This is a genomic window from Streptomyces kanasensis, from assembly GCF_043077165.1.
In the GTDB taxonomy this organism is placed as follows: domain Bacteria; phylum Actinomycetota; class Actinomycetes; order Streptomycetales; family Streptomycetaceae; genus Streptomyces; species Streptomyces changanensis.
This window is the reverse complement of record NZ_JBIBSF010000005.1, coordinates 245,987-265,881: the sequence shown is the minus strand read 5'-3', so window position 1 is coordinate 265,881 and position 19,895 is coordinate 245,987. Positions and strand designations below refer to the sequence as shown.

At 75.1% G+C, this 19,895-nt stretch carries 16 protein-coding genes; 7 read left to right on the top strand and 9 right to left on the bottom strand.

Annotated elements, in window-relative coordinates:
- Positions 1-66: 66 nt before the first annotated feature.
- A complete protein-coding gene (locus ACF053_RS15235; RefSeq protein WP_391954309.1) occupies positions 67-1,836 on the top strand; it encodes an NAD(P)/FAD-dependent oxidoreductase in 1,770 nt (589 codons plus the stop codon).
- A 344-nt stretch (positions 1,837-2,180) separates the two neighbouring features.
- Here the strand turns inward: ACF053_RS15235 and ACF053_RS15230 are convergent, their stop codons facing one another.
- From ACF053_RS15230 to ACF053_RS15210, 5 genes are all read right to left on the bottom strand, one after another.
- Positions 2,181-2,684 (bottom strand): DinB family protein, encoded by a 504-nt coding sequence (locus tag ACF053_RS15230; protein WP_391954308.1) that lies wholly within the window; start codon positions 2,682-2,684, stop codon positions 2,181-2,183.
- 248 nt (positions 2,685-2,932) lie between these two features.
- The gene (locus ACF053_RS15225) at positions 2,933-3,256 is read right to left on the bottom strand and encodes a cupin (protein WP_391954307.1); all 324 of its coding nucleotides are present in this window, start codon (positions 3,254-3,256) and stop codon (positions 2,933-2,935) included.
- Positions 3,257-3,443: 187 nt separating this feature from the next.
- Positions 3,444-5,009 carry an APC family permease gene (locus ACF053_RS15220; RefSeq protein WP_391954306.1) on the bottom strand — a complete coding sequence of 522 codons (1,566 nt, stop codon included), beginning with the start codon at positions 5,007-5,009 and terminating at the stop codon, positions 3,444-3,446.
- 298 nt (positions 5,010-5,307) lie between these two features.
- The gene (locus ACF053_RS15215) at positions 5,308-6,240 is read right to left on the bottom strand and encodes a serine/threonine dehydratase (RefSeq protein ID WP_391954305.1); all 933 of its coding nucleotides are present in this window, start codon (positions 6,238-6,240) and stop codon (positions 5,308-5,310) included.
- 1 nt (position 6,241) lies between these two features.
- Entirely contained in the window at positions 6,242-7,069 is an 828-nt protein-coding gene (locus ACF053_RS15210; RefSeq protein WP_391954304.1) for a proline hydroxylase, read from the bottom strand.
- A gap of 284 nt (positions 7,070-7,353) precedes the next feature.
- On the opposite strand from ACF053_RS15210, the gene ACF053_RS15205 reads away from it, so the two are divergent.
- Positions 7,354-8,103, top strand: a complete 750-nt coding sequence (locus tag ACF053_RS15205) for an SDR family NAD(P)-dependent oxidoreductase (protein ID WP_391954303.1) — start codon at positions 7,354-7,356, stop codon at positions 8,101-8,103.
- 153 nt (positions 8,104-8,256) lie between these two features.
- On the opposite strand, the gene ACF053_RS15200 is transcribed toward ACF053_RS15205, so the two are convergent.
- Positions 8,257-8,850 carry a pentapeptide repeat-containing protein gene (locus ACF053_RS15200; protein WP_391954302.1) on the bottom strand — a complete coding sequence of 198 codons (594 nt, stop codon included), beginning with the start codon at positions 8,848-8,850 and terminating at the stop codon, positions 8,257-8,259.
- Positions 8,851-9,087: 237 nt separating this feature from the next.
- Between ACF053_RS15200 and ACF053_RS15195 the strand changes: the two genes are divergently transcribed.
- A complete protein-coding gene (locus tag ACF053_RS15195) occupies positions 9,088-12,123 on the top strand; it encodes an AfsR/SARP family transcriptional regulator (RefSeq protein WP_391954301.1) in 3,036 nt (1,011 codons plus the stop codon).
- Between the two features lie 227 nt (positions 12,124-12,350).
- Positions 12,351-12,575: a hypothetical protein gene (locus ACF053_RS15190; protein ID WP_391954300.1), complete on the top strand. Its 225-nt coding sequence runs from the start codon at positions 12,351-12,353 to the stop codon at positions 12,573-12,575.
- Between the two features lie 141 nt (positions 12,576-12,716).
- Here ACF053_RS15190 and ACF053_RS15185 read toward each other — a convergent pair whose 3' ends face one another.
- Positions 12,717-13,235: a hypothetical protein gene (locus ACF053_RS15185; protein WP_391954299.1), complete on the bottom strand. Its 519-nt coding sequence runs from the start codon at positions 13,233-13,235 to the stop codon at positions 12,717-12,719.
- A gap of 172 nt (positions 13,236-13,407) precedes the next feature.
- On the opposite strand from ACF053_RS15185, the gene ACF053_RS15180 reads away from it, so the two are divergent.
- The gene (locus ACF053_RS15180; RefSeq protein ID WP_391954298.1) at positions 13,408-14,115 is read left to right on the top strand and encodes a hypothetical protein; all 708 of its coding nucleotides are present in this window, start codon (positions 13,408-13,410) and stop codon (positions 14,113-14,115) included.
- A 143-nt stretch (positions 14,116-14,258) separates the two neighbouring features.
- Here the strand turns inward: ACF053_RS15180 and ACF053_RS15175 are convergent, their stop codons facing one another.
- Positions 14,259-16,730: an outer membrane protein assembly factor BamB family protein gene (locus tag ACF053_RS15175; protein ID WP_391954297.1), complete on the bottom strand. Its 2,472-nt coding sequence runs from the start codon at positions 16,728-16,730 to the stop codon at positions 14,259-14,261.
- Positions 16,731-16,940: 210 nt separating this feature from the next.
- The gene (locus tag ACF053_RS15170) at positions 16,941-17,756 is read right to left on the bottom strand and encodes a VOC family protein (RefSeq protein ID WP_391954296.1); all 816 of its coding nucleotides are present in this window, start codon (positions 17,754-17,756) and stop codon (positions 16,941-16,943) included.
- Between the two features lie 496 nt (positions 17,757-18,252).
- On the opposite strand from ACF053_RS15170, the gene ACF053_RS15165 reads away from it, so the two are divergent.
- Together ACF053_RS15165 and ACF053_RS15160 are read left to right on the top strand one after the other, a co-directional pair.
- Positions 18,253-18,900, top strand: a complete 648-nt coding sequence (locus tag ACF053_RS15165) for a TetR family transcriptional regulator (protein WP_391954295.1) — start codon at positions 18,253-18,255, stop codon at positions 18,898-18,900.
- 199 nt (positions 18,901-19,099) lie between these two features.
- The gene (locus tag ACF053_RS15160) at positions 19,100-19,762 is read left to right on the top strand and encodes a pyridoxine/pyridoxamine 5'-phosphate oxidase (protein WP_391954294.1); all 663 of its coding nucleotides are present in this window, start codon (positions 19,100-19,102) and stop codon (positions 19,760-19,762) included.
- The last annotated feature ends 133 nt before the right edge of the window (positions 19,763-19,895 follow it).

Sequence of the window (19,895 nt, the reverse complement as noted above, 5' to 3'; positions counted from 1 at the left end):
CCCTTCGCCTTCCGGCAGCCGCGACGCGCGGCGCATCCGTGTACCAGCGAACGAAAGGTCTGACACGTGCGGGAGTACTACGACGTCGTGATCATGGGTGGTGGCCCGGCCGGGTCCACCCTCGGCGCCCTGCTGGCCCAGCGCACCGACCTGCGGATAGCCATCTTCGACAAGGAGGTCTTCCCGCGGGAGCACATCGGCGAGTCCTTCGCCCATCCGGTCGTCCCCGCGCTCCAGGAGAGCGGGGCACTGGCCAAGGTCCTCGCCAGCCCGTGCTGGGTGAAGAAGTTCGGCGGCGTGTACGCCTGGGACCCGGGCAAGCCGGCCGTCGCCCTCTTCGACCAGGCGCCGTTCGAGAAGGACGGCGTGCGGCGGTGGACGATGCACGTCGACCGCGCCGAGTTCGACCACATCCTGCTGGACCACGCCGCCGACGTGGGCGTGGAGGTCTTCCAGGGCGTGGCGGTCACGGCGTACGAGCCGGACCGCAACGGCGGACTGGTACGGCTGGGCGACGGCGGCGCGGTCCGCGCCGGCTACTTCGTCGACGCGTCGGGGCGCCAGAGCAGCGTCTCGGCGGCCCGCAACAAGCGCGGCTGGCTGTCGAACTTCAAGAACATCGCGATCTGGCAGCACTTCACCAAGGGCGGCCAGACGCAGAACCTCGCCGAGGACTGGAACATCTTCACCGAGGACAACCTGTCGCCGATCGGCTGCTTCGCCTTCCGCGACGGCTGGTGCTGGTACATCCCGGTGCCGAAGGTCATCGACGGCAGGCGGGTGCTGACGCACTCGGTCGGCATCGTCACCAACCCGGCGGTGCTGAAGGAGCCGGGCCGCGACTACACCGACCAGAAGACCTTCCTGGAGGCGGTGCGGCAGGTGCCGTACCTGAAGGACCTGATCCAGGAGGCCGTGCCGGTCGCCGACACGATGCTGACCGCGACGAACTACTCCCGCGTCAGCGACGAGTTCGCCGACTACGACGAGCGGCACCTGCTCGTGGGCGACGCGGCGTTCTTCGTCGACCCGCTGTTCTCGTCGGGCGTCGCGGTGGCGCTGACGCAGGCGGCGGCCGCGGCGCTGCTGATCCGCAAGACGGTGGACGGCAGCCTCGACGAGACCGACCAGCGCCACCTGTGGCAGGACTACAACGCCAAGTGGCACGGCACGGCCGAGACGTTCGCGCTGATGATCGACCAGTGGTACCACGCCATCGCGAAGAACAACCCGGGCAGCGTGTACTGGAACACCCGCGGCACGGGCGCCGACCTCGGCATCCGCGAGCAGACCTTCGACGCCCTGCTCAACACGGCGTTCCAGCCGGCGCTGCTGGAGGTCATGACGCACGGCAGCCGCAAGGTCGAGGACCTGGACGCGGCGGGCCCGTACCTCACCGCGACGGCGCTCGCCGAGCCGGCGGAGCTGACGGACGACGCGCTGGTGTCGCTCGCGCCGACGGCGGGGATCCGCGACAGCGTCACGTTCGTGGTGCCGGGCTTCAAGGCGACCAACCCGCCGGCCAACGTCCAGCTGCCGCCGGCGATCATCGACGGGATGACGGAGTACTGGCGCAACCCGATCACCAACGCGGGCGCGTCGCCGTCCCCGCTGCGGGACACCATCCCGTGCCGGCGGATCTTCTCCACGGAGGACCCGCACGGCCCGACCATCGACGCCGACCCGCAGCGGGACGGGGTGGACGAGCTGTGGAAGCTCCTGGGCGAGGGCCCTGTGAAGTTCGGCGAGCTCGCCCCGCGCCTGACCCCGCCGCAGACGCGGCTGGTGAAGCGGATGTGCGTGAGCGGCTTCCTCACGGTCCAGCCGGCGCCCTGACCCCACACCGAGCCCCCGGCCCCCCGGACATCAGGGGGCCGGGGGGCACCCGGGCCCCGGGCTCCTCGGGCCACCGGGACGCGGGCACCGGACCGGGGGGACCCCGCCGCAGGGGGGCCGGGAGCCGGGACCCGCGTGGAGGGGCCGAAGGGGCCCCCGGCAGGGGTTCGGGTGGCGAACAGCCAGATCACCGGAAGCCCGCTCGCCGGGCATCGGGGGCCACGGGGACACCCGACCCCCGAGTCCGGACCGCGGAACCCCCGCCCCTCCCCCGGGCGCAGCCCGGAGGGCGGAACCACCCGGGAGCCGCGCCCCGCGCCGGGACCGGGACGCGAGCGCGGGGTTCAGACGCCGGTGGTGCCGTCGACGATCTCGCGGATCGCGTCGAGGTGGCCGTTGTGCCGGGCGGTCTCCTCGATCAGGTGCATGAGGATCCAGCGCAGCGTGACGTGCTGGCCGTCCCTGACCGGCCGCTTCGCCCGCTCGTCGAGGTCGTGCTCCGTGACCAGCCGGCCGTGGCGCTCGCTGTGCGCCCGGTACTCCGCGAGCAGCTCCTCCAGCGGCACGTCGAGCGCGATGCGCATCTCGCGGTCGGGGTCCTCCTGCGACCAGGGCGCCCGGTCCTCCTCGCCGAGGAAGACCGCCTCGAACCAGTAGTGCTCGACCCAGCGCAGATGGCTGATCAGCCCGGCGACCGTCATCAGCGGCGACGCGGGCAGGGGGGCCGTGCGCGCGCCCTCGTCGGAGAGACCCTCGCACTTCGAGACCGCGGTGGCGCGGCAGTAGTCCAGGAACGTGGTCAGGTAGGCGCGCTCGTCCTCGGACGGGGGCGTGTCGCTGCGTGTCATGGGTCGCATGCTCGCGCTCCGTACGCACCCGTGTCGAACGAATACCCGACGACCGCCCCGGCCCGTCCCCACCCCACCCCGGCCCGACCACCGCCGGGCCCGACCGCCACCCGGCCCCACGGCCGACCCGCCCGGACCCCGGCCCGCCCGCGCCCCCGACCCCGCCCGCGGCCGGGACGGAGGGCGGGCGCGGCCGGGGCGCGGGGCGGGTGCGGACGGGACGCGGGTCGGGCGCGGACGGCCGTCGCTCAGTCGTTGACCGCGGTGAGCAGGAACGCCGCGTCGGTGACCGCCGTGATGCTGTGCCGCTCGGGCGGGACGAGGTGGAGGGCCCCCGTCGACAGTTCGGTCTCGTCCGTCGCGGTGTTCACCCTCACGACCCCGCGCAGGACCTGGAGCGAGGCAGCGGGCGGGGCGTTGTGCTCGTCGAGCCGGGTGCCGGCCGTGAGCGCGATGACGGTCTGCCGCAGGGGCCGCTCGCGCAGCAGCAGGTTGGCGCTGCGGCCGTGCTCGGAGCGGTGGGCGGCGGCGAGGTGTTCCTCGGCGATGGCGTTCAGGTCGTGCTGGGGCATGGGACCACCCTGCACCCGTCGGGCCCGCGCCGCACCGCCGGCGCGTACGGGCCGGTGACGGCCGGTGGCCGCCCGGCGCGCGGGCGGCGCGCGGGGGCGGCGCGCGGAGACGGCGCGGAACGCCGCGCGGCCGGACCCGGGAGGGGGCCCGGCCGCGCGGCGACTCGGGTGGGAGCGGGGCCGGGGCTCAGTCGTCGGCGAGCAGGGCGGGGGTCTCCTTCGTCAGGACCTCGCCCCGGAAGAACGCCGGGCTGCGGCGGTGCATCACGGCCATGAGCACCACACCGGCCAGCAGCAGGCCGACGCCGATGACGAAGACGGAGCCGACGCCGAGGACGGAGGAGCCGCTGCCGTAGGCGGGGTCCCACATGTCGGTGAGGGTCTGGACGAAGACGGCCGTGAGCATCAGGCCGCCCAGGCCCGGCAGGATCCCCCGGACGAAGAGGTGGCGGACCGAGCGGGTCAGGTCGCGGCGGAAGAACCAGACGCAGGCGAAGGCCGTGATCGAGTAGTAGAAGCAGATCATCAGGCCGAGCGCGTAGATGGTGTCGACCAGGACGTTCTCGCTGACCAGGGTCATCACGGAGTAGAAGACGCCGGTCGCGACGCCGGCGACGACGGTGGCGCGGCCGGGGGTCTTGTGGACCGGGTGCACCTTCGCGAAGGCCGGCGGGAACGCCTCGTAGGCGGACATCGCCAGGGCCGTGCGGGCCACCGGGATGAAGGTGGTCTGGAGGCTGGCCGCGGCGGAGGCCAGGACCGCGACGAAGAGCAGGATGCCGAGGCCGGAGCCCATGATCGGGGCGGCCAGCGCCGCGAAGACGTTGTCGGAGGTCTCGGGGTTGCCGAGGCCGAGGCCCTCCGCGCCGACGCCCGCGTACATCTGCACCGCGACGGCGACCATCAGGTACGAGGAGACGATCACGACGATCGCGAGGAGGGCGGCGCGGCCGGGCGTGCGGGCGCTGCCGACGCTCTCCTCGTTCACGGACAGACAGGTGTCCCAGCCCCAGTAGATGAAGATCGACAGGGAGAGGCCGGCGGTGAAGGCCGCGAAGGAGTCGACCGCGAAGGGGTCCATCCAGGACCAGGAGAAGGACAGGGAGCCCGCGACCTCGCCGGCCTGGCTCACGGCCATCCCGGCGAACAGGACGATCACCACGAGCTGGAGGCCGACCAGGGCGTACTGGAGCCACTTGGTGGCGGTGATGCCCCGGTAGCTGACCACGGTCGCGGCGGCGACGAAGGCGAGCGTCGTGAGGATGTGGACGGCCTTGTCGTCGTCCAGGGCGGCGATCGAGGGGTTGCCGGTGATCTCGCCGGCGGTCAGCCAGAAGAACGACGTGGCGACGCCGGCCAGGTTGGACAGCACGACCACGGTGGCCACGAGCAGGCCCCAGCCGCACATCCAGCCGACCTTCGGGCCGAACGCCTTCACCGACCAGGTGAAGGAGGTGCCGCAGTCGGGCACGGCCCGGTTGAGCTCCCGGTACGCGAAGGCCACGAGCAGCATGGGGAGGAAGCCGGCGAGGAAGATCGCGGGCATCCGGAGGCCGACTTCGCCGACGGTCGGGCCGAGGGTCGAGGTCAGGCAGTAGACGGGGGCGACGGTCGAGATGCCGATGACGGCACCGCCCGTCAGCCCGACGGAGTTCCCGCCGAGCCCCTTGGTGCGCACACCGCTGTTCTCGCCCGTCGCGTCGACGTTCCTTACCGTGTCTCCGGCCGGGGGCCGGGCTTCCACCTGAGTCATGTGCAGGACGGTATGGGGTGCGGTTTCCACATCCGGAGGATTGAACTCCGCGATCTTCCCCTTAGGTTGTGCGGGACGAAACGGACCCGTGGCAGGGAATTCATGGTCCGTTAAGCCGTGGACCATGCATCACACCACCACCGCGCGAAGTGTTCGGTATGCGGGAACCGTAGGCGTGTCCGTTTTACCCCTTTCAAAAATTTCCCGTGCCGGTTTTCCGGGTCTCCGGGGCCGGGACCGGAAGCGGGAGCGGGACCGCGGCGCCGCACCGGTCGTCCGGTCCGGGGCGCCACCACCGTCACGCGGGGCGGGTCAGGTCCGAGGGGTCGGTGTTCGCGCCGCACAGGACGACCGCCGTCCGCTCGCCCTCCGCCGGCCCGTAGGCGCGCAGCCCCGCCAGGGCGGTCGCGGCGGCGTGCTCGACCGCGACGCGGTGCTCCTCCCACAGGTCCCGGCGGGCGCGCACGATCTCGGCGTCCGGGACGAGCACCGAGCAGACGTCGTACCGCTGCGCCGCGTGCAGGGCCAACGGGGTGACGCGGCGGGCGCCGAGGGCGTCCGCGGCGACGGACTCGACGGGCACGTCGACGACCTCGCCCGCCGCGAGGGCGGCGTTCAGGGCCCGGCAGTGCTCCGGCTCGACGGCGACCACGCGCACCCCGTACCGCTGCGCCGAGGTGGCCACGCCGGCGAAGAGGCCTCCGCCGCCGACGGAGACCACCACCGTGTCCAGGTCGGGCAGCCGCCCGTGCAGCTCCTCCATGAGCGTGCCGGCGCCCGCGGCGATGAGCGGGTGGTCGTACGCGTGCGAGGCGAGCGCCCCGCTGCCTGCGGCGTGCTCCCGGCACGCCTCCAGGGCCTCCGCGTACTCGTGGCCGACGAGCCGCACGTCCGCGCCGTACGCGCGCAGCCGGGCGACCTTCACGGCGGGGGCCCCGGCGGGCAGGAAGACCGTGGCCCGCGCGCCCTGCCGCCGGGCGGCCCAGGCGCAGGCCAGCCCGGCGTTGCCGCCCGAGGCGATGGTGACGCCCGCCTCGGGCAGGGTGCCTGCCTCCTGGTGGGCACGGATGAAGTTGACGGCGCCACGCGCCTTGAACGTCCCGGTGTGCTGGAGGAACTCCAGCGCGTACCAGTTCCGGTCGTCCGCGCCGGGGGCGACCGCCAGCGGACGGACCCGCCCCGCGACGCGCTCGGCCGCCGCGGTCACGTCGGCGTGGCTGAGGAGCTCCATGTCAGGACCATACGACGAGGTGGCCGCTGGTGGTGAGGCCCAGGAAGAAGGCGAAGGCGACGCGCCGTCCGGGCCCGCGGTTGGGCGCCACGGCGTGGAAGTGACCGGGGTCGAACAGCAGTCCGTCACCGACGTGCGGCGGCAGTTCCACGCGCTGGCGGCCCTCGACGACGCCCGGACCGTAGCCGTACGCGTCGCGGTGCCGTTCGTCGTCCGGTTCCCAGCGGTGCCGCCACACGGTGGTGGCCCCGCCGTCGGCGACGCTCACGTACAGGTTGAAGGCGAGCTGCGCGACGACCTGCTGGTCGAAGAGCCCGCCGGGGAACTCGCGGTTGATGTCGTCGTAGTGGGTCAGCAGCCCGGCGTTGATCTCCCGCAGGGTCCCGCCGAAGGTCGCCCGGCCGCCGACGGTCGCGGGCACCACGGCGGCGCCCCAGGCGGCGCCCAGGCGGGCGAGTGAGATCGCCACGGGGTCCGGGCGGATCCCGGCCCGGTTCCACTCGGCGCGCGCCGCGTCGGCCTCGGCCCAGTAGCGGTCGGCGTCGAGGGTGCCGCCGGGCAGGCGGTGGTCGTTGAGCGCGGGCCCGAAGCGCAGCACCGGCGTCGGTACGCGGCCCGGGTCGTAGGGCGTGGTGTGCAGCCGGTCCAGGGCCGCGGTCACGGACCGGCAGGTGGCGGGGTCGAGGAACCCCGGGACCCGTACGGCGGCGAGGGTCCCCGCCGCGAGACGGGCCAGGTGGCCGCCGGTGAACGCGGGGGCCTCCGCGACGGTGAACAGCGGGTCGGGCAGGGCGGGCGCCTCCGTGGGCGCCGTCGGTGCGGTGACCATCTCGCCTCCTCGGCCGGAAGGCATGCGACGTGGGGCATGCGGCTCGGGGCGTGCGACGTGGGGGCATGCGGGTCGGGGCATGCGGCTCGGGCATGCGCTTGGGCGCATGCGGCACCCTCCGACCGTACGACGCGCCGTCGCGACCTGCACGTCGGGGCGTCGCGGCGGGTGACGGCCCGTAGCCGAAAACACCCGTACGGGCGGAGGCCGCCCCCTACATTCGGTCCTCCGGAGCACACCGACAGGACGCCGCCGGAACGTCGGCGGGGCCAGGGGAGGGCAGCATGGGCGTGTTGGAGGGCAGGACCGCCGTCGTCACCGGAGGTTCGCGGGGGATCGGCCGGGGCGTGGTGGAGCGGCTGGCCCGCGACGGCGCGGAGGTGGTCTTCAACTACGCGCGGGACGCGCGGGCCGCCGAGGACGTGGTGCGGACCGTGCGGGGGGCGGGCGGCAGCGCCCGGGCGGTGCGGCTGGACCTGGCGGAGGCGGGCGCGGCCGAGGAGTTGATGCGGACGGCATCGGAGGAGTCGGCGGCCGGCCCGGTGCGGGTCCTCGTGAACAACGCGGCGGTGAACTTCACGCCGACCCCGCTGGACGAGACCGGGGACGAGCTGTTCGACCGGGTACTGGCGGTGAACACCCGCGCGGCGTTCCTGACGGTCCGGTACGCGGCGCGGTACATGCCGGAGGGCGGGCGGATCGTCAACGTCTCCACCCTCAACACCAGCCGCCCGGGACGGGGCATCGCCCCGTACATGATGAGCAAGGGCGCGCTGGAGCAGCTCACGGCGGCGGCCGCCCAGGAGCTGGGCCCGCGCGGGATCACCGTCAACACCGTGTCGCCGGGCGCCACGGACACCGACCTCCTGCGCGGCACGAACCCGCCGGAGGCGCTGGACATGGCCGTCGGCCTGACCCCGCTGGGGCGCCTGGGCGAACCGGCCGACATCGCGGCGGTGGTCGCCTTCCTCGCGGGCCCGGACGGGGGCTGGGTCACGGGGCAGAACATCCGGGCCACGGGCGGCCTGGGCTGACCCCGCGGGCCCGCCACCCCGCCGGGCCCGGGCCGACGCCACGGGGCCGCGCGCCGGCACGCGGGGCGCGGACCCGAAACTCGGGCCGGGGCCACGGCACGCGGACACCAGACCCGGGCCTCCGGCCCGGCCTCCGGCCTCCGGGCCCCCGGCTCACCCCACCCGGAAGCCGAGCGCCGTGGCGAGCACCGCGGCCTGCTCCAGGTCGACGCGGGCCCCAGCGACCCGCGCCGTCCTGGGGTCGAGCGAGGACAGGTCACTGCCGCGCAGGTCGGCCCGGTCGAGGCGGACGTCGCGCCAGCGGGCGCCGGACAGGTCGCAGCGGGTGACCACGGCCTCCTCCAGGCGGACGTCCGTGAGGTCGGCCTCGCGCAGGCGCACGCCGTCCAGTTCGGCCTTGCGCAGGTCGGCGCCGGCCAGCTCCGTGAACGACCAGTCGCCCCCGTCGACGGCGAGCAGGGTGAACGTCGACCCGGGGAACCGGCTGCCCACCAGCTTGCACCGCTCGAAGCGCGTGTCGAAGAACACGCACCGGCGGAAGGCGCAGTTGGTGAACGCGGACCCGGAGTGGCGGGCAGCGTTGAACCGCACCCCGGCGAAGACGCACCCGTCGAAGGAGGCCCCCTCGCTCGCCCCTTCCGTCCAGTCGACGTCGAGGAAGGTGCACCCTTCGAACGCGTCGCCCGTGTCCATTTCCCGCCCGTACCAGTCCTCGCCCCGCACGACGAGGTCGCGTGTGATCGCCATGGCCCGATCCAACCCCGTCCCGCCGCCGCCCCCACCACCCGGCGTGCCCCCGCACGGCGACACGCCCGGTACGGCCCCATGTACCGCGCGGCACACCGCATATGACGTCGCGTCACTTGTGTGCACCCCGTCGGGTCGTGTCACGACCTTGTGCGCAGCGTCACCCGATGCTGACGCATCCGCCATGAACAAGGCAGACTGTCAGCGGCGATACCAGCGGTACGGGCAGGGGGAGCTATGGACCGTGACTACGGGCCGCGAGTGCCGGAGCAGCGTGTTCCACGGCAGGCGCAGGTACCGGGCGGTCGGGCACCGGTCGGCGACCGACCCCCCGGCGGCCACGGAACGGTCCCGGGAGGCGGGCCGGCGGGTCGCGCCGCCCTGCGCTTCGGGGTGCTCGGACCGGTGCGCGCCTGGCGCGACGGCGAGCCGCTGCCGTCCGGCTCGCCGCAGCAGCGCGCCCTGCTCGCGGCCCTGCTGCTGCGCGACGGGCGGACGGCGACCGCCGCCGAGCTGATCGACGCGATCTGGGGCGACGAACCGCCCTCGCAGGCGCTCGCCGCCGTCCGCACCTACGCCTCCCGGCTGCGCAAGGTCCTCCCCCCGGACGTCCTCGTCAGCGAGTCCGGCGGGTACGCGATCCGCGGCGCGGGCGACGCGCTCGACCTGAACGTGGCGCAGGAGCTGGCCGCGGAGGCGGAGAAGGCCCGGGTCGCCGGCGACCGCGCCCAGGCCGTCGCGCTGATCGACAAGGCGCTCGGGCTGTGGGACGGCGAGCCCCTGGCGTCCGTGCCCGGCCCGTACGCGGAGACGCAGCGCGCCCGGCTCGAGGAGTGGCGGCTCCAGCTCGTGGAGACCCGCCTCGACCTGGACCTGGAGTGCGGCCACCACGCCGAGGCCGTCTCCGAGCTGACCGCGCTGACGGCCGCGCACCCGCTGCGCGAGCGGCTGCGGGAGCTGCTCATGCTGGCCCTGTACCGCAGCGGCCGGCAGGCCGAGGCGCTCGCCGTGTACGCGGACACCCGCCGTCTCCTCGCCGACGAGCTCGGCGTCGACCCCCGCCCGGAGCTGGCCCGTCTCCAGCAGCGGATCCTCCGGGCCGACAGCGAGCTGGACCGGCCGGTCGAGGAGGCCGCGCCGGGCACGGCGGCCGTGGCCCGTCCCGCGCAGCTCCCGGCGACGGTCCCCGACTTCACCGGCCGGGTCCCCTTCGTACGGGAACTGGGCGACCTGCTGGTCACCTCCGAGGGCTCGGTGATGGCCGTGTCGGCGCTCGCCGGGATCGGCGGCGTCGGCAAGACGACCCTCGCCGTCCACGTGGCGCACCAGGCGCGGCCGCACTTCCCGGACGGGCAGCTGTACGTCGACCTGATGGGCGCCGGGTCCCGCGCGGCGGAGCCGGAGACGGTGCTCGGCTCGTTCCTGCGCGCGCTCGGCACCCCGGACGCGCAGGTCCCCGGGACGCTGGAGGAACGGGCGGCGCTCTACCGGTCGACGCTGGCGGGCCGGCGCGTCCTGGTCCTGCTCGACAACGCCCGTGACGCCGCCCAGGTGCGGCCGCTGCTGCCCGGCAGCGAGGGGTGCGCGGCGCTGGTGACCAGCCGGATCCGCATGGTCGACCTGGCGGGGGCGCACCTGGTCGACCTGGACGTGATGTCGCCGGACGAGGCGCTGCAGCTGTTCACCCGGATCGTGGGCGCCGAGCGGGTGCGGGCGGAGCGGGAGGCCGCCCTGGACGTGGTCGCGGCGTGCGGCTTCCTGCCGCTGGCGATCCGCATCGCGGCGTCCCGGCTGGCCGCCCGCCGCACGTGGACGGTCTCGGTGCTGGCGGCGAAGCTCGCCGACGAGCGGCGCCGGCTGGACGAGCTCCAGGCGGGCGACCTGGCGGTGAAGGCCACCTTCGAACTGGGCTACACGCACCTGGAGCCCGCGCAGGCCCGCGCCTTCCGGCTGCTCGGCCTCGCCGACGGCCCCGACATCTCGCTCGCCGCGGCCGCCGCCGCCCTGGACCTGCCCCTGCAGGAGACCGAGGACCTCATCGAGACGCTCGTGGACACCTCGCTCGTCGAGTCGGCGGCCCCGGGCCGCTACCGGTACCACGACCTGGTCCGCCTCTACGCCCGCGCCTGCGCCGAGCGCGACGAGCAGCCCCCGGCGGAGCGCGAGGCGGCCATGTCGCGGCTGCTCGACTTCTACCTGGCGACCGCCGCCCGCGTGTACGCCATCGAACGGCCCGGCGACCGGCTCGTCGACCACCTCGAACCCACCACGTACGAGGGCCTGTCCTTCACCGACCGGCACACCGCGCAGGACTGGCTGTACCGCGAGGCGAACTGCGTCCTCGCCTGCGTCCGCCAGGCGACCGCGGGCGGGGCGCCGGCCAGCCGGCTGCGGCGCGCGGTGGACCTGCTGTGGGCGGCGAAGGACCTCACCGAGTCCGGGGCGAACTCCAAGCAGTACGAGTCGGCGGCGCTCGCCGCGCGGGAGGCCGCGCACGCCGCCGGCGACGCCCGCACGGAGGCGCGGGCGCGCACGACGCTGAGCAACGTCCACCTGGTGGCGGGCCGGTACGACCAGGCGGACCGGGAGGCGCGCGGCGCCCGCGAGCTCGCGTTGGCGGCGGGCGACCCCGCGCCCGTCTACTGGGCGGACAACGACCGCGGGATCATCGCCATCGTCCAGGGGCGCCACCAGGACGCCGAGGAGCACCTGGTTCGGGCCACGGAGGGCTCGCGGGAGGTCGGCAACCTCTCCAGCGTCGCCACCGCCCTGTGCAACCTCTCCCGGGTGCACCTCCTCACCGGCCGCCCCACCAGCGCCATCGACCTGGCGCGGCAGGGCATCGAGCTCTACGACCGGCTGGGCCTGACGCTGCGCCTGGCCAACGGCCGGTACGCGCTCGGCGTCGCCCTCACCCACGCGGACCGGCACGCGGAGGCGCTGGAGGAGTTCGCCGAGGCGCTGCGGATCTTCGCGAAGAACCGGCAGCGGCTGTGGGAGGGCGCCACCCACTTCCGCATCGCCGAGGCGCAGCTGCGGTCCCGGCGGCCCGCGCACGCCGCGCAGCACGCCGAGCAGGCCCTGGCGCTCGGCTGCATCGGCGGCGACCAGATGCGCGGCCACACCCTGACCCTGCTCGGCAAGGCCCTGCGGGCGCTGGGGCAGAGCGACCGTTCCCGCGCCTGTCTGGTGGAGGCGCTCTCCCTGTACGAGGAGCTGGGGGCGCAGGAGGCGGCCGGCGTCCGGGCCCTGCTGACGCCGTCGGCGGCCTGACGGACCGGGCGGTCCCACGAGCGGGCGGACGCCCCGGACCGGGGCGTTCAGCATTCGTTTATGCGGAACCGGCACTCTACTGGTGAACGGTCCGTCGCGTCGGGGGGCAGGCGGGCCGATCGGCGCTCACCGTCTAGGGTGAGCGGTCCTGAACGCCCGTTCGGCGGCCATCGGGGGAGTCGCCGAACGGGTGTGGCCGATCACACCGCACCACCAAGGGGGAAACGATGAGCGAGAAGAAGAACGAAGAGATCATCGCGGCGATGGACAACCACGTCCCCGCCCCGCCCCGCGAGGGCCTGGTCACGATGGACAACCACGTGCCCGCCCCGCCGCGGGACGGCGTGGCCGTCGAGGAGGTCCTGACCACGATGGACAACCACGTCCCCGCTCCGCCGCGGGACACCTTCGTGACCATGGACAACCACGTGCCGGCGCCGCCGGTCAAGTAAGCCCACACACACGGGGGTGCGGCCGCGGCGGCGCGGAGGGGGAGCCGTCGCGGCCGCTGCGCGTCCCCGGGTCCGGTCGGTCTCCGACCGGACCCGGGGCGTCGCCGTTCCCGGGCCGCCGCGTCGGCGGGCCGGGGCGGGTCAGCCGACGGTGCGGGAGGCGCTCGTCACGACGCACTGGGTGTACTCGGACCCGGTGCCACCACCCGTGTAGGCCGTGGTGGCCTCGGTGGTCCGCGATCCGTTCGCCGGGACCGCGAGGTCGTCGACCCGCGCGGCGGCGTAGGGGGCGGTCTTCCCGGCGGCGCCCTTGAACCGGACGGTCGCGTCGTAGGTGTAGCCGACCGTGCCGCCGTTGGTGATCGTCAGCCGGGCGACGAGGTTCTTGCCGGACGCGTCGAGCTTGCACTCGTCGATCCGGATGTCCCGCATGGCCTGGTCGCCGGAGGAGCCGCCGCCGGAGACCGAGCCGCCCGAGGTGCCGTTGCCGTTGTCGTTGTCGTGGCTGCCGCCGCTGCTCGACCCGCCGCCGGAGCTGCTGGAGCCGCTGGAGCCGGAGCTGGAACCGTCGCAGCCGCCGCCACCGGAGCCACGGGCACCGGTCAGGGCGACCAGGACGACGCCGCAGACCGCGACCGCCCGAACGTGACGCATCTTCATGTTTCAACCCCCGTCGAAAGTGGAATACTACGGCGCTCATTGACGAGCGCACGTCACCCTAGCAGCGGGGTGGAGGACGCCGTGCCGCCGTCGCAGGGTTCCCCGCGCGGCTGTCGGGTACTCGGCCGCCGACCGGACTCCGTCCGGCAACACGAGCCGAAGGAGGCCGACGATGATCCGCAACGTGATCGGCGCCGTACTCGCCGTCGTGGGCGCGGCCGCCGCCGTGTGGAGCCCGTTCCGGATCTGGTACGACGGGCGCCTGGGCCGGCACTACCGGATCGACGACGTCGTCGGCGGCATCACGCCCGAGACCGCGGGGCTGTGGACGTCGCTGTGGATCGCCATGGCGTTCGCGGCACTGGTCGCCCTGGCGGGTGTCGTGCTGCGCTCCCGGCTCGCCGTGGCGCTCGCCGGGGTGATCGTGCTGGGCTTCTCCGTGCTGTGGATGGTCCGCCAGGGCCAGGCCGCCGGCAGCCTCACCGCGTCCGGTGACGAGACGCGGGGCCTCGGCTCGGGTCTCGGGCTGGCACTGGCCGGCGGGGTGTTGCTGCTGCTGGCCGCCGCGCTGATGGCGGGCCGGCGGAAGCGCCACGCGGCGCCCGCGGACCGGCGCTCCGACGCGTCGTACCCGACGCTGGACGACCCGCGCCACCGTCACGACCACCGCGGCCACGACGACCGGCGCGGCCACGACGACCGCGGCTACGACGACCAGGGCTACGACGACCGGCACTACGGGGACCAGCGCGGCTACGGCGAACCCGACCACCGCGACCAGGGCTACCCGGATCCTCAGGACACCCGCGACCAGGGCTACCGGGACCCCCAGGAGACCCGCGACCACCCCTACCCGAACCGCCCGGACGACCGCCGCTGACCGTCCACCGCCGGCGGCCGCTCCGCCGCCGCTCCGCCCCCGGACCGCGGGCAGCCGTGCCGCCGGGGCACCCCGCCCCGCCGTGGACGGACGGGCGGGGCCCGCCGGGTCCCGGGGGGAGGCCGGCGCGGGCGCGGGCGGGGCTACCGGGCCGCGGCCCGCCCCGTGGCGGTGCCCTTCACCGCGTCCAGCGCGTAGACGCACCGGTCCTTGCTGCACGCGTACACGACCCCGGCCCGCGCCACGGGGGACCCGGTGATCTCGCCGCCGGTGGTGAGCTTCCAGCGGAGCTGCCCGCCCGCGGCGTCCAGGGTGTACAGGACGTGGTCGGCGGAGCCGAAGTGCAGGCGCCCGTCCGCCACGACGGGCGCGCCGACGATCTCGCCGCCGGCCGCGAACCGCCACTTCGGGGTGCCGGTGACCGCGTCCAGCGTGTACAGGGCGCTGCCGCTGCCCACGTGGACGTTGCCGTCGGCGACGAGCACCGGCTCGATCGACTGGCGCGTCTCCGTCGCGATGCGCCACCGGTCCTTGCCGGTCGCGGCGTCGAGGGCGTACACGGTGCCGAGGTGGTCGGCGAGGTACACGCCGCCGCCGGTCACGGCGGGCCCGGGGGCGAAGGCGGGCGCGGAGAGGAAGACCGCGGGCGCCTCGAAGTGCCAGCGGACGCGTCCGGACATGACGTCGACGGACAGGACGCGCGTGCCGGCGGCGACGTACACGTAGCCGTCCTCCGCCGGGGTGACGCGGACGGGCACGCCGCCGCAGGAGGCGGCGTCGCCGATGGGGTACGACCAGCGCTCGGTGCCCGTGCGGGCGTCGAGGGCGCGCAGCCGGGCGTCCTGCCAGACGTACACGGTGTCGCCGTGCACGGCGGGCCCGGCCTCCGGGGTCTCGAAGTCGGTCTGGGCGCCGGAGAGCTCCCACAGCCGGGCGCCGTTGGACGCCTCCCAGCCCTGGACGCCGCCGCCGCGCGTGCCGGTGACGACCGTGCCGCGGTCGACCTTGAGCGAGTACACCCACGCGTCGGTCTGGAGCCGCCACAGCTCGCCCGCGTCGTGGGCGCCGAGCGCGTAGAGGGTGGGGCCGTCCGAGGCGTGGATGCGGCCGGCGGCGACCGCCATGGACCAGGCGACGTCGCGGGTCTTGAACTGGCGGCGGCCGGTGGCCACGTCGAGGGCGTGGACCTCGAAGGACGTCACGTACAGGAGGTCGCCGTCGACGACGGGCGTGCCCCACACGTCGTTCGACATGCGGAACCGCCAGGGCCGCCAGTGGCCGGGCGTGGCGACGGTGGGTCCGCCGTCGGTGGCACCGCCCTGGCCGGGCACCGCGCCGCCGGGGCCCGGCAGGGGGCGGCCGGTGGGCGGCGGCGGGGCGCCGTCGCCGGTGAGCCCGGCGGGCGGGCGGATCCAGCCGGTCGCGGGGCCGGCGGGGTCGTGGGCGGCGCGGGCGTCGGCGCGGCGGGGGCCGGGTCCGATGGGCACGCCGGAGCCGGGCAGCCGGACCGGCGCGGCGCCGGCGGGGGCCACCGCGTGACCGGTGCGCGGGTCGGTGCCGCCGCGCCGGGCGGCGTCCCACTCCTGCCCGGGCTGGGGCGCGCCGGGTGCCCGGCCGTCGGCGGGGCCCTGCGGCGGGGGGCCCTGCGGTGCGGGGCCCGCGGCGCCGTGGCCGGGGGGCGGGCCGGGCGGGACCGGCGGCGTGGGCGGGGGCGGCGGGGTGGGGCGGCCGCCGCGCCGCTGCTCGATCATGGCGGTGGCGAGGGCGGGCAGCCACGCGGAGGCCGTGCCGCTGTCGTCGCCGCCGGCGAAGAGGTGCGGGGCCAGCTGCGCCTGGAGGTCGGCCGGGGTGGGCCGCAGCGCCGCGTCCATCTGCATGCACGACTCGATGAGCGGACGCAGCTCGTCGGGGAGCCCTTCGAGGTCGGGGCCCTCGCGCAGCAGCATGAAGACCGTCTCGACGGGGTTCGCGCCGTGGAAGGGGGCGTGACCGGTCGCGGCGAAGACGAGCGTGGAGCCGAGCGAGAAGACGTCGCTCGCGCCGGTGACGCTGCGCGAGTCGCGGGCCTGCTCGGGGGACATGTACGCGGGCGTCCCCACGGCGACGTTGGTCATCGTCAGCCGGGTGTTGGAGACGCCGGACGCGATGCCGAAGTCGATGACGCGCGGTCCGTCCTCGACGACGAGGACGTTCGACGGCTTGAGGTCGCGGTGGACGAGCCCCGCGCCGTGGATGGACTGGAGCGCCTCGGCGATCCCCGCGGCCAGCCAGCGCACGGCGGGCGCGGGCATCGGCCCGCACTCGTTGACGATCTCCTCCAGGGAGGGCGCGGGCACATAGGCGGTCGCCAGCCACGGGACGGCGGCGCGCGGATCGGCGTCCACGACGGCCGCGGTGTAGAAACCGGACACCGCCCGCGCGGCCTCGACCTCGCGGGTGAAGCGGACGCGGAACAGCTGGTCCTCGGCGAGTTCGGTCCGTACGGTCTTGATCGCCACGCGGCGGCCGGACGCCGACCGCGCCAGATAGACCAGGCCCATCCCGCCGGCGCCGAGCCGGCCCAGCACCTCGAACGGGCCGATCCGTCTCGGGTCGTGCTGCGTCAGCTGCTCCACTTGCGTGCCACCTCCCCGTCAGGGCCATGAGGGTACGACCCTGTGGACCCTGATTCTTCCTGTCCGGGGCGGCCGTGGCGAACCCGGGGGCGGATCGGGGTGTCTCACCCCGATCCGGACACGCCGGTGAGGCCGACGGGGTGGGGGCGCCGACGGTGGCACCCCCGCGATCCGGCCACGCGCCCGGCCCGGCGGCGGGCCCGGGGAGGGTCAGGCGGCCTTGGGTTCCGCGAGGACGGCGAAGACCGCGCCCTGGTCGTCGGCGAGGACGGCGATCCGGCCGTACGGCGTGTCGAAGGGCGGCTCGGTCACGCGGCCGCCCAGGCGGACGGCGGTGGTGGCGGTGGCGTCGCAGTCCCCGACGGCGAAGTAGACGAGGAAGTGGGCCGGCATCTCGGCCGGGAAGGCGTCGCCGATGACGCTGCGCCCGCCGATGGCGGTGTCGTCGGTGGGTTCGCCGGGGCCGGGCGGGGACCAGACGCGGAAGTCGGCGGCGGGGTCGTCGAGGTCGCGGGTGCGGTAGCCGAAGACGGTGGAGTAGAAGGCGTCGACGGCGTCCTTGTCCGCGGGCCGGGTGTAGACCTCGGTCCAGCAGTACGTGCCGGGGACCCCCTGGCGGCCGAAGCCGGGGCGCTCCTCGCCCTGCCAGAGGCCGAAGACGGCACCTCCCGGGTCGACGGCGAGAGCGGTGACGCCGGCGGTGCCGATGCGCACGGGGGCGGTGATGATCTGGCCGCCCGCGTGCCGGATGCGAGCGGCGAGGGCGGCGGCGTCGGGGGTGGACAGGTACACGCCCCAGGTGGTGGGCATCCTGCCGTCCCGTTTGGGGGCGAGTCCGGCGACGGGCGCTCCGCCGCCGAGGGCGACGGCGTACGGGCGGCCGGGCTCGCCGCCGTCGGCGAACGTCCAGCCGAACAGCTCGCCGTAGAAGCGCTTGCCGGCCTCCAGGTCCGGGAGCAGCGCGTCCGCCCAGCAGGGCGTGCCCTCCGGCGTCTGCTGCGCGGTCCCGTCCGTGGTCGCGGCCATGGGCGTGGTTCCTTCCCTGTGCACGGGTGCGCACGGAGCGTGTGCGCCCGTGGGCGTCACGCTAGTGCGGGTGCGGGCGGGACGCAGGGGGAGCGGGGCCGCTCGGGCGCTTGTCCACCAAAGTTGTCCACAGGCTGTTGATAATCCTACGGATCTGGGGACGGTGGCGGATGCGCGGGGGCCGGCCACCGGAGCGACGGCCCGCGGAGGGGGCCGTGGCGGGGAGCCCCCGCAGGGGTCGGCGGCGGCGGCCGGCCCGCCCGGGTGGAACCCGGGGCCGCCGCCCCCGAGGAGGCGACCCGGCGCGGCCTCGACCCACCCGTCACCTGCCCCCTTCCCCGCCGGCCGGCACGGGCGCGTGAAAGGGCGACAAGGGCGTGGAGGCGGGACCCGGGGGGTGCCCCGAAAAGACCGGAAAGGGGGCGTTCGCACGGGGGTGCACCCCATTTGCAGTCGGCCGAATAGCGCGCCGAACACCCCTCGGTAAGCTGACGGCATGACAGGACAAGTACGCACCGTCGACGGCCGCGTGGCCGGTCGGCGCGGCCAGGCGACGCGGCAGAAGCTGCTCGACTGCCTCAGCGAGATGCTCGGCTCCTCGCCGTACCGGGACGTCAAAGTCATCGACGTGGCCCGGAAGGCGGGCACTTCACCTGCGACCTTCTATCAGTATTTCCCGGACGTGGAGGGCGCTGTCCTCGAAATCGCCGAGGAAATGGCCAAGGAAGGCGCAGGATTGACCGAATTGGTATCCGGTCGCTCCTGGGCCGGCCGGGCCGCCAAGCAGTCGGCGGAGGAGCTCGTCGACGGCTTCCTCGACTTCTGGCGGCGCAACGACGCCATCCTGCGCGTCGTGGACCTCGGGGCCGCCGAAGGGGACAAACGGTTCTACAAGATCCGCATGAAGGTCCTCAGCTCGGTCACCAGCTCCCTCACGGACGCGGTGAAGGAGCTCCAGTCCAAGGGCCGGGTCGACAAGGACGTGAACCCCGCCGCGATGGCGGGCGCCCTCGTCACCATGCTCGCGTCGGTGGCCTCGCACCAGAAGGGCTTCCAGACCTGGGGCGTGAAGCAGGCCGAGATCCGCCCCAACCTGGCCCTCCTGGTCCACCTCGGCATCACGGGGAAGAAGCCGGCCAAGTAGGCGGCGGGGCGCCCGGCGCGGACGGTCCTGTCACACCGGCGGCGGTACGCCCACGGCGACCGCCGCCGGCACCCCCGCGCCCGGCCACCCCCGCCACCCGGCCACTCCCCCGGCCGCCCCCACCCACGGCCGCTCCCCCGGCCACCCCGTCCGCTCTCCCCCGGCGGTGCGCCGCGGCGCGACGGCCCATGATGGCCCCATGACGGACAGCGCCTTCGAGGACACCCTGCACTCCCTCCGGGTCTGGGACACCGACCTGCCCGGCTTCGACCCGGACACCGCCCCGGACGACCCGCTGCCGCTCTTCCGCGACTGGTTCGTGGACGCCGCCCGCGCGGGCCAGCCGGAGCCGCACGCCATGCAGCTGGCCACCGTCGACGCGGCCGGTCACCCGGACGTCCGCACGGTGATGCTGCACGGGGCCGACGCGCGGGGCTGGCGGTTCGCCACGCACTCCACCAGCACCAAGGGCCGACAGCTGGCGGCCGTCCCGTACGCGGCGCTCCACTTCTACTGGCCGGCGCGGGCCCGCCAGGTCCGGTTGCGGGGCCACATCACGATGGGCGGCGCCGCCGAGGCGTACGACGACCTCCACGCCCGGTCGACGGGCGCGCTGGCCGCCGCGCTGGTGGGCCGCCAGAGCGAGCCGCTGCCTTCCCTGGGCGTCCTGCGCGAGGCGAGCGACGACGCCTGGAGCCGCGCGGAGTCGGACCCGACGGCCGGGGTCGCCACCTGGACGGTCTACCACCTGGCCGCGCGGGAGGCCGAGTTCTTCCAGGGCGACGCCCGCCGCCGCCACGTCCGCCTGCGCTACCTCCGCGCCGACGACGACGCCTGGACCCGCATGCTGCTCTGGCCCTGACCACCGCCCCCGCCGCCCCGTCCCCGCCACCCACCGCGCCGCAGGGCCCGCCGCCCGACGCCCGCCGAGTGGCCCGGTGGCCGCCGAGTGGCCCGGTGGCCGCCCGGTGGCCGGTACCGGGCCACCCGGATGG

Excerpts from the sequence above, each read along its gene's own strand:
- ACF053_RS15230 (WP_391954308.1), bottom strand. The coding sequence starts at position 2,684 with ATGACACGCAGCGACACGCCCCCGTCCGAGGACGAGCGCGCCTACCTG.
- ACF053_RS15225 (WP_391954307.1), bottom strand. The coding sequence starts at position 3,256 with ATGCCCCAGCACGACCTGAACGCCATCGCCGAGGAACACCTCGCCGCC.
- ACF053_RS15220 (WP_391954306.1), bottom strand. The coding sequence starts at position 5,009 with ATGACTCAGGTGGAAGCCCGGCCCCCGGCCGGAGACACGGTAAGGAAC.
- ACF053_RS15215 (WP_391954305.1), bottom strand. The coding sequence starts at position 6,240 with ATGGAGCTCCTCAGCCACGCCGACGTGACCGCGGCGGCCGAGCGCGTC.
- ACF053_RS15210 (WP_391954304.1), bottom strand. The coding sequence starts at position 7,069 with ATGGTCACCGCACCGACGGCGCCCACGGAGGCGCCCGCCCTGCCCGAC.
- ACF053_RS15205 (WP_391954303.1), top strand. The coding sequence starts at position 7,354 with ATGGGCGTGTTGGAGGGCAGGACCGCCGTCGTCACCGGAGGTTCGCGG.
- ACF053_RS15200 (WP_391954302.1), bottom strand. The coding sequence starts at position 8,850 with ATGGCGATCACACGCGACCTCGTCGTGCGGGGCGAGGACTGGTACGGG.
- ACF053_RS15195 (WP_391954301.1), top strand. The coding sequence starts at position 9,088 with ATGGACCGTGACTACGGGCCGCGAGTGCCGGAGCAGCGTGTTCCACGG.
- ACF053_RS15190 (WP_391954300.1), top strand. The coding sequence starts at position 12,351 with ATGAGCGAGAAGAAGAACGAAGAGATCATCGCGGCGATGGACAACCAC.
- ACF053_RS15185 (WP_391954299.1), bottom strand. The coding sequence starts at position 13,235 with ATGAAGATGCGTCACGTTCGGGCGGTCGCGGTCTGCGGCGTCGTCCTG.
- ACF053_RS15180 (WP_391954298.1), top strand. The coding sequence starts at position 13,408 with ATGATCCGCAACGTGATCGGCGCCGTACTCGCCGTCGTGGGCGCGGCC.
- ACF053_RS15170 (WP_391954296.1), bottom strand. The coding sequence starts at position 17,756 with ATGGCCGCGACCACGGACGGGACCGCGCAGCAGACGCCGGAGGGCACG.
- ACF053_RS15165 (WP_391954295.1), top strand. The coding sequence starts at position 18,253 with ATGACAGGACAAGTACGCACCGTCGACGGCCGCGTGGCCGGTCGGCGC.
- ACF053_RS15160 (WP_391954294.1), top strand. The coding sequence starts at position 19,100 with ATGACGGACAGCGCCTTCGAGGACACCCTGCACTCCCTCCGGGTCTGG.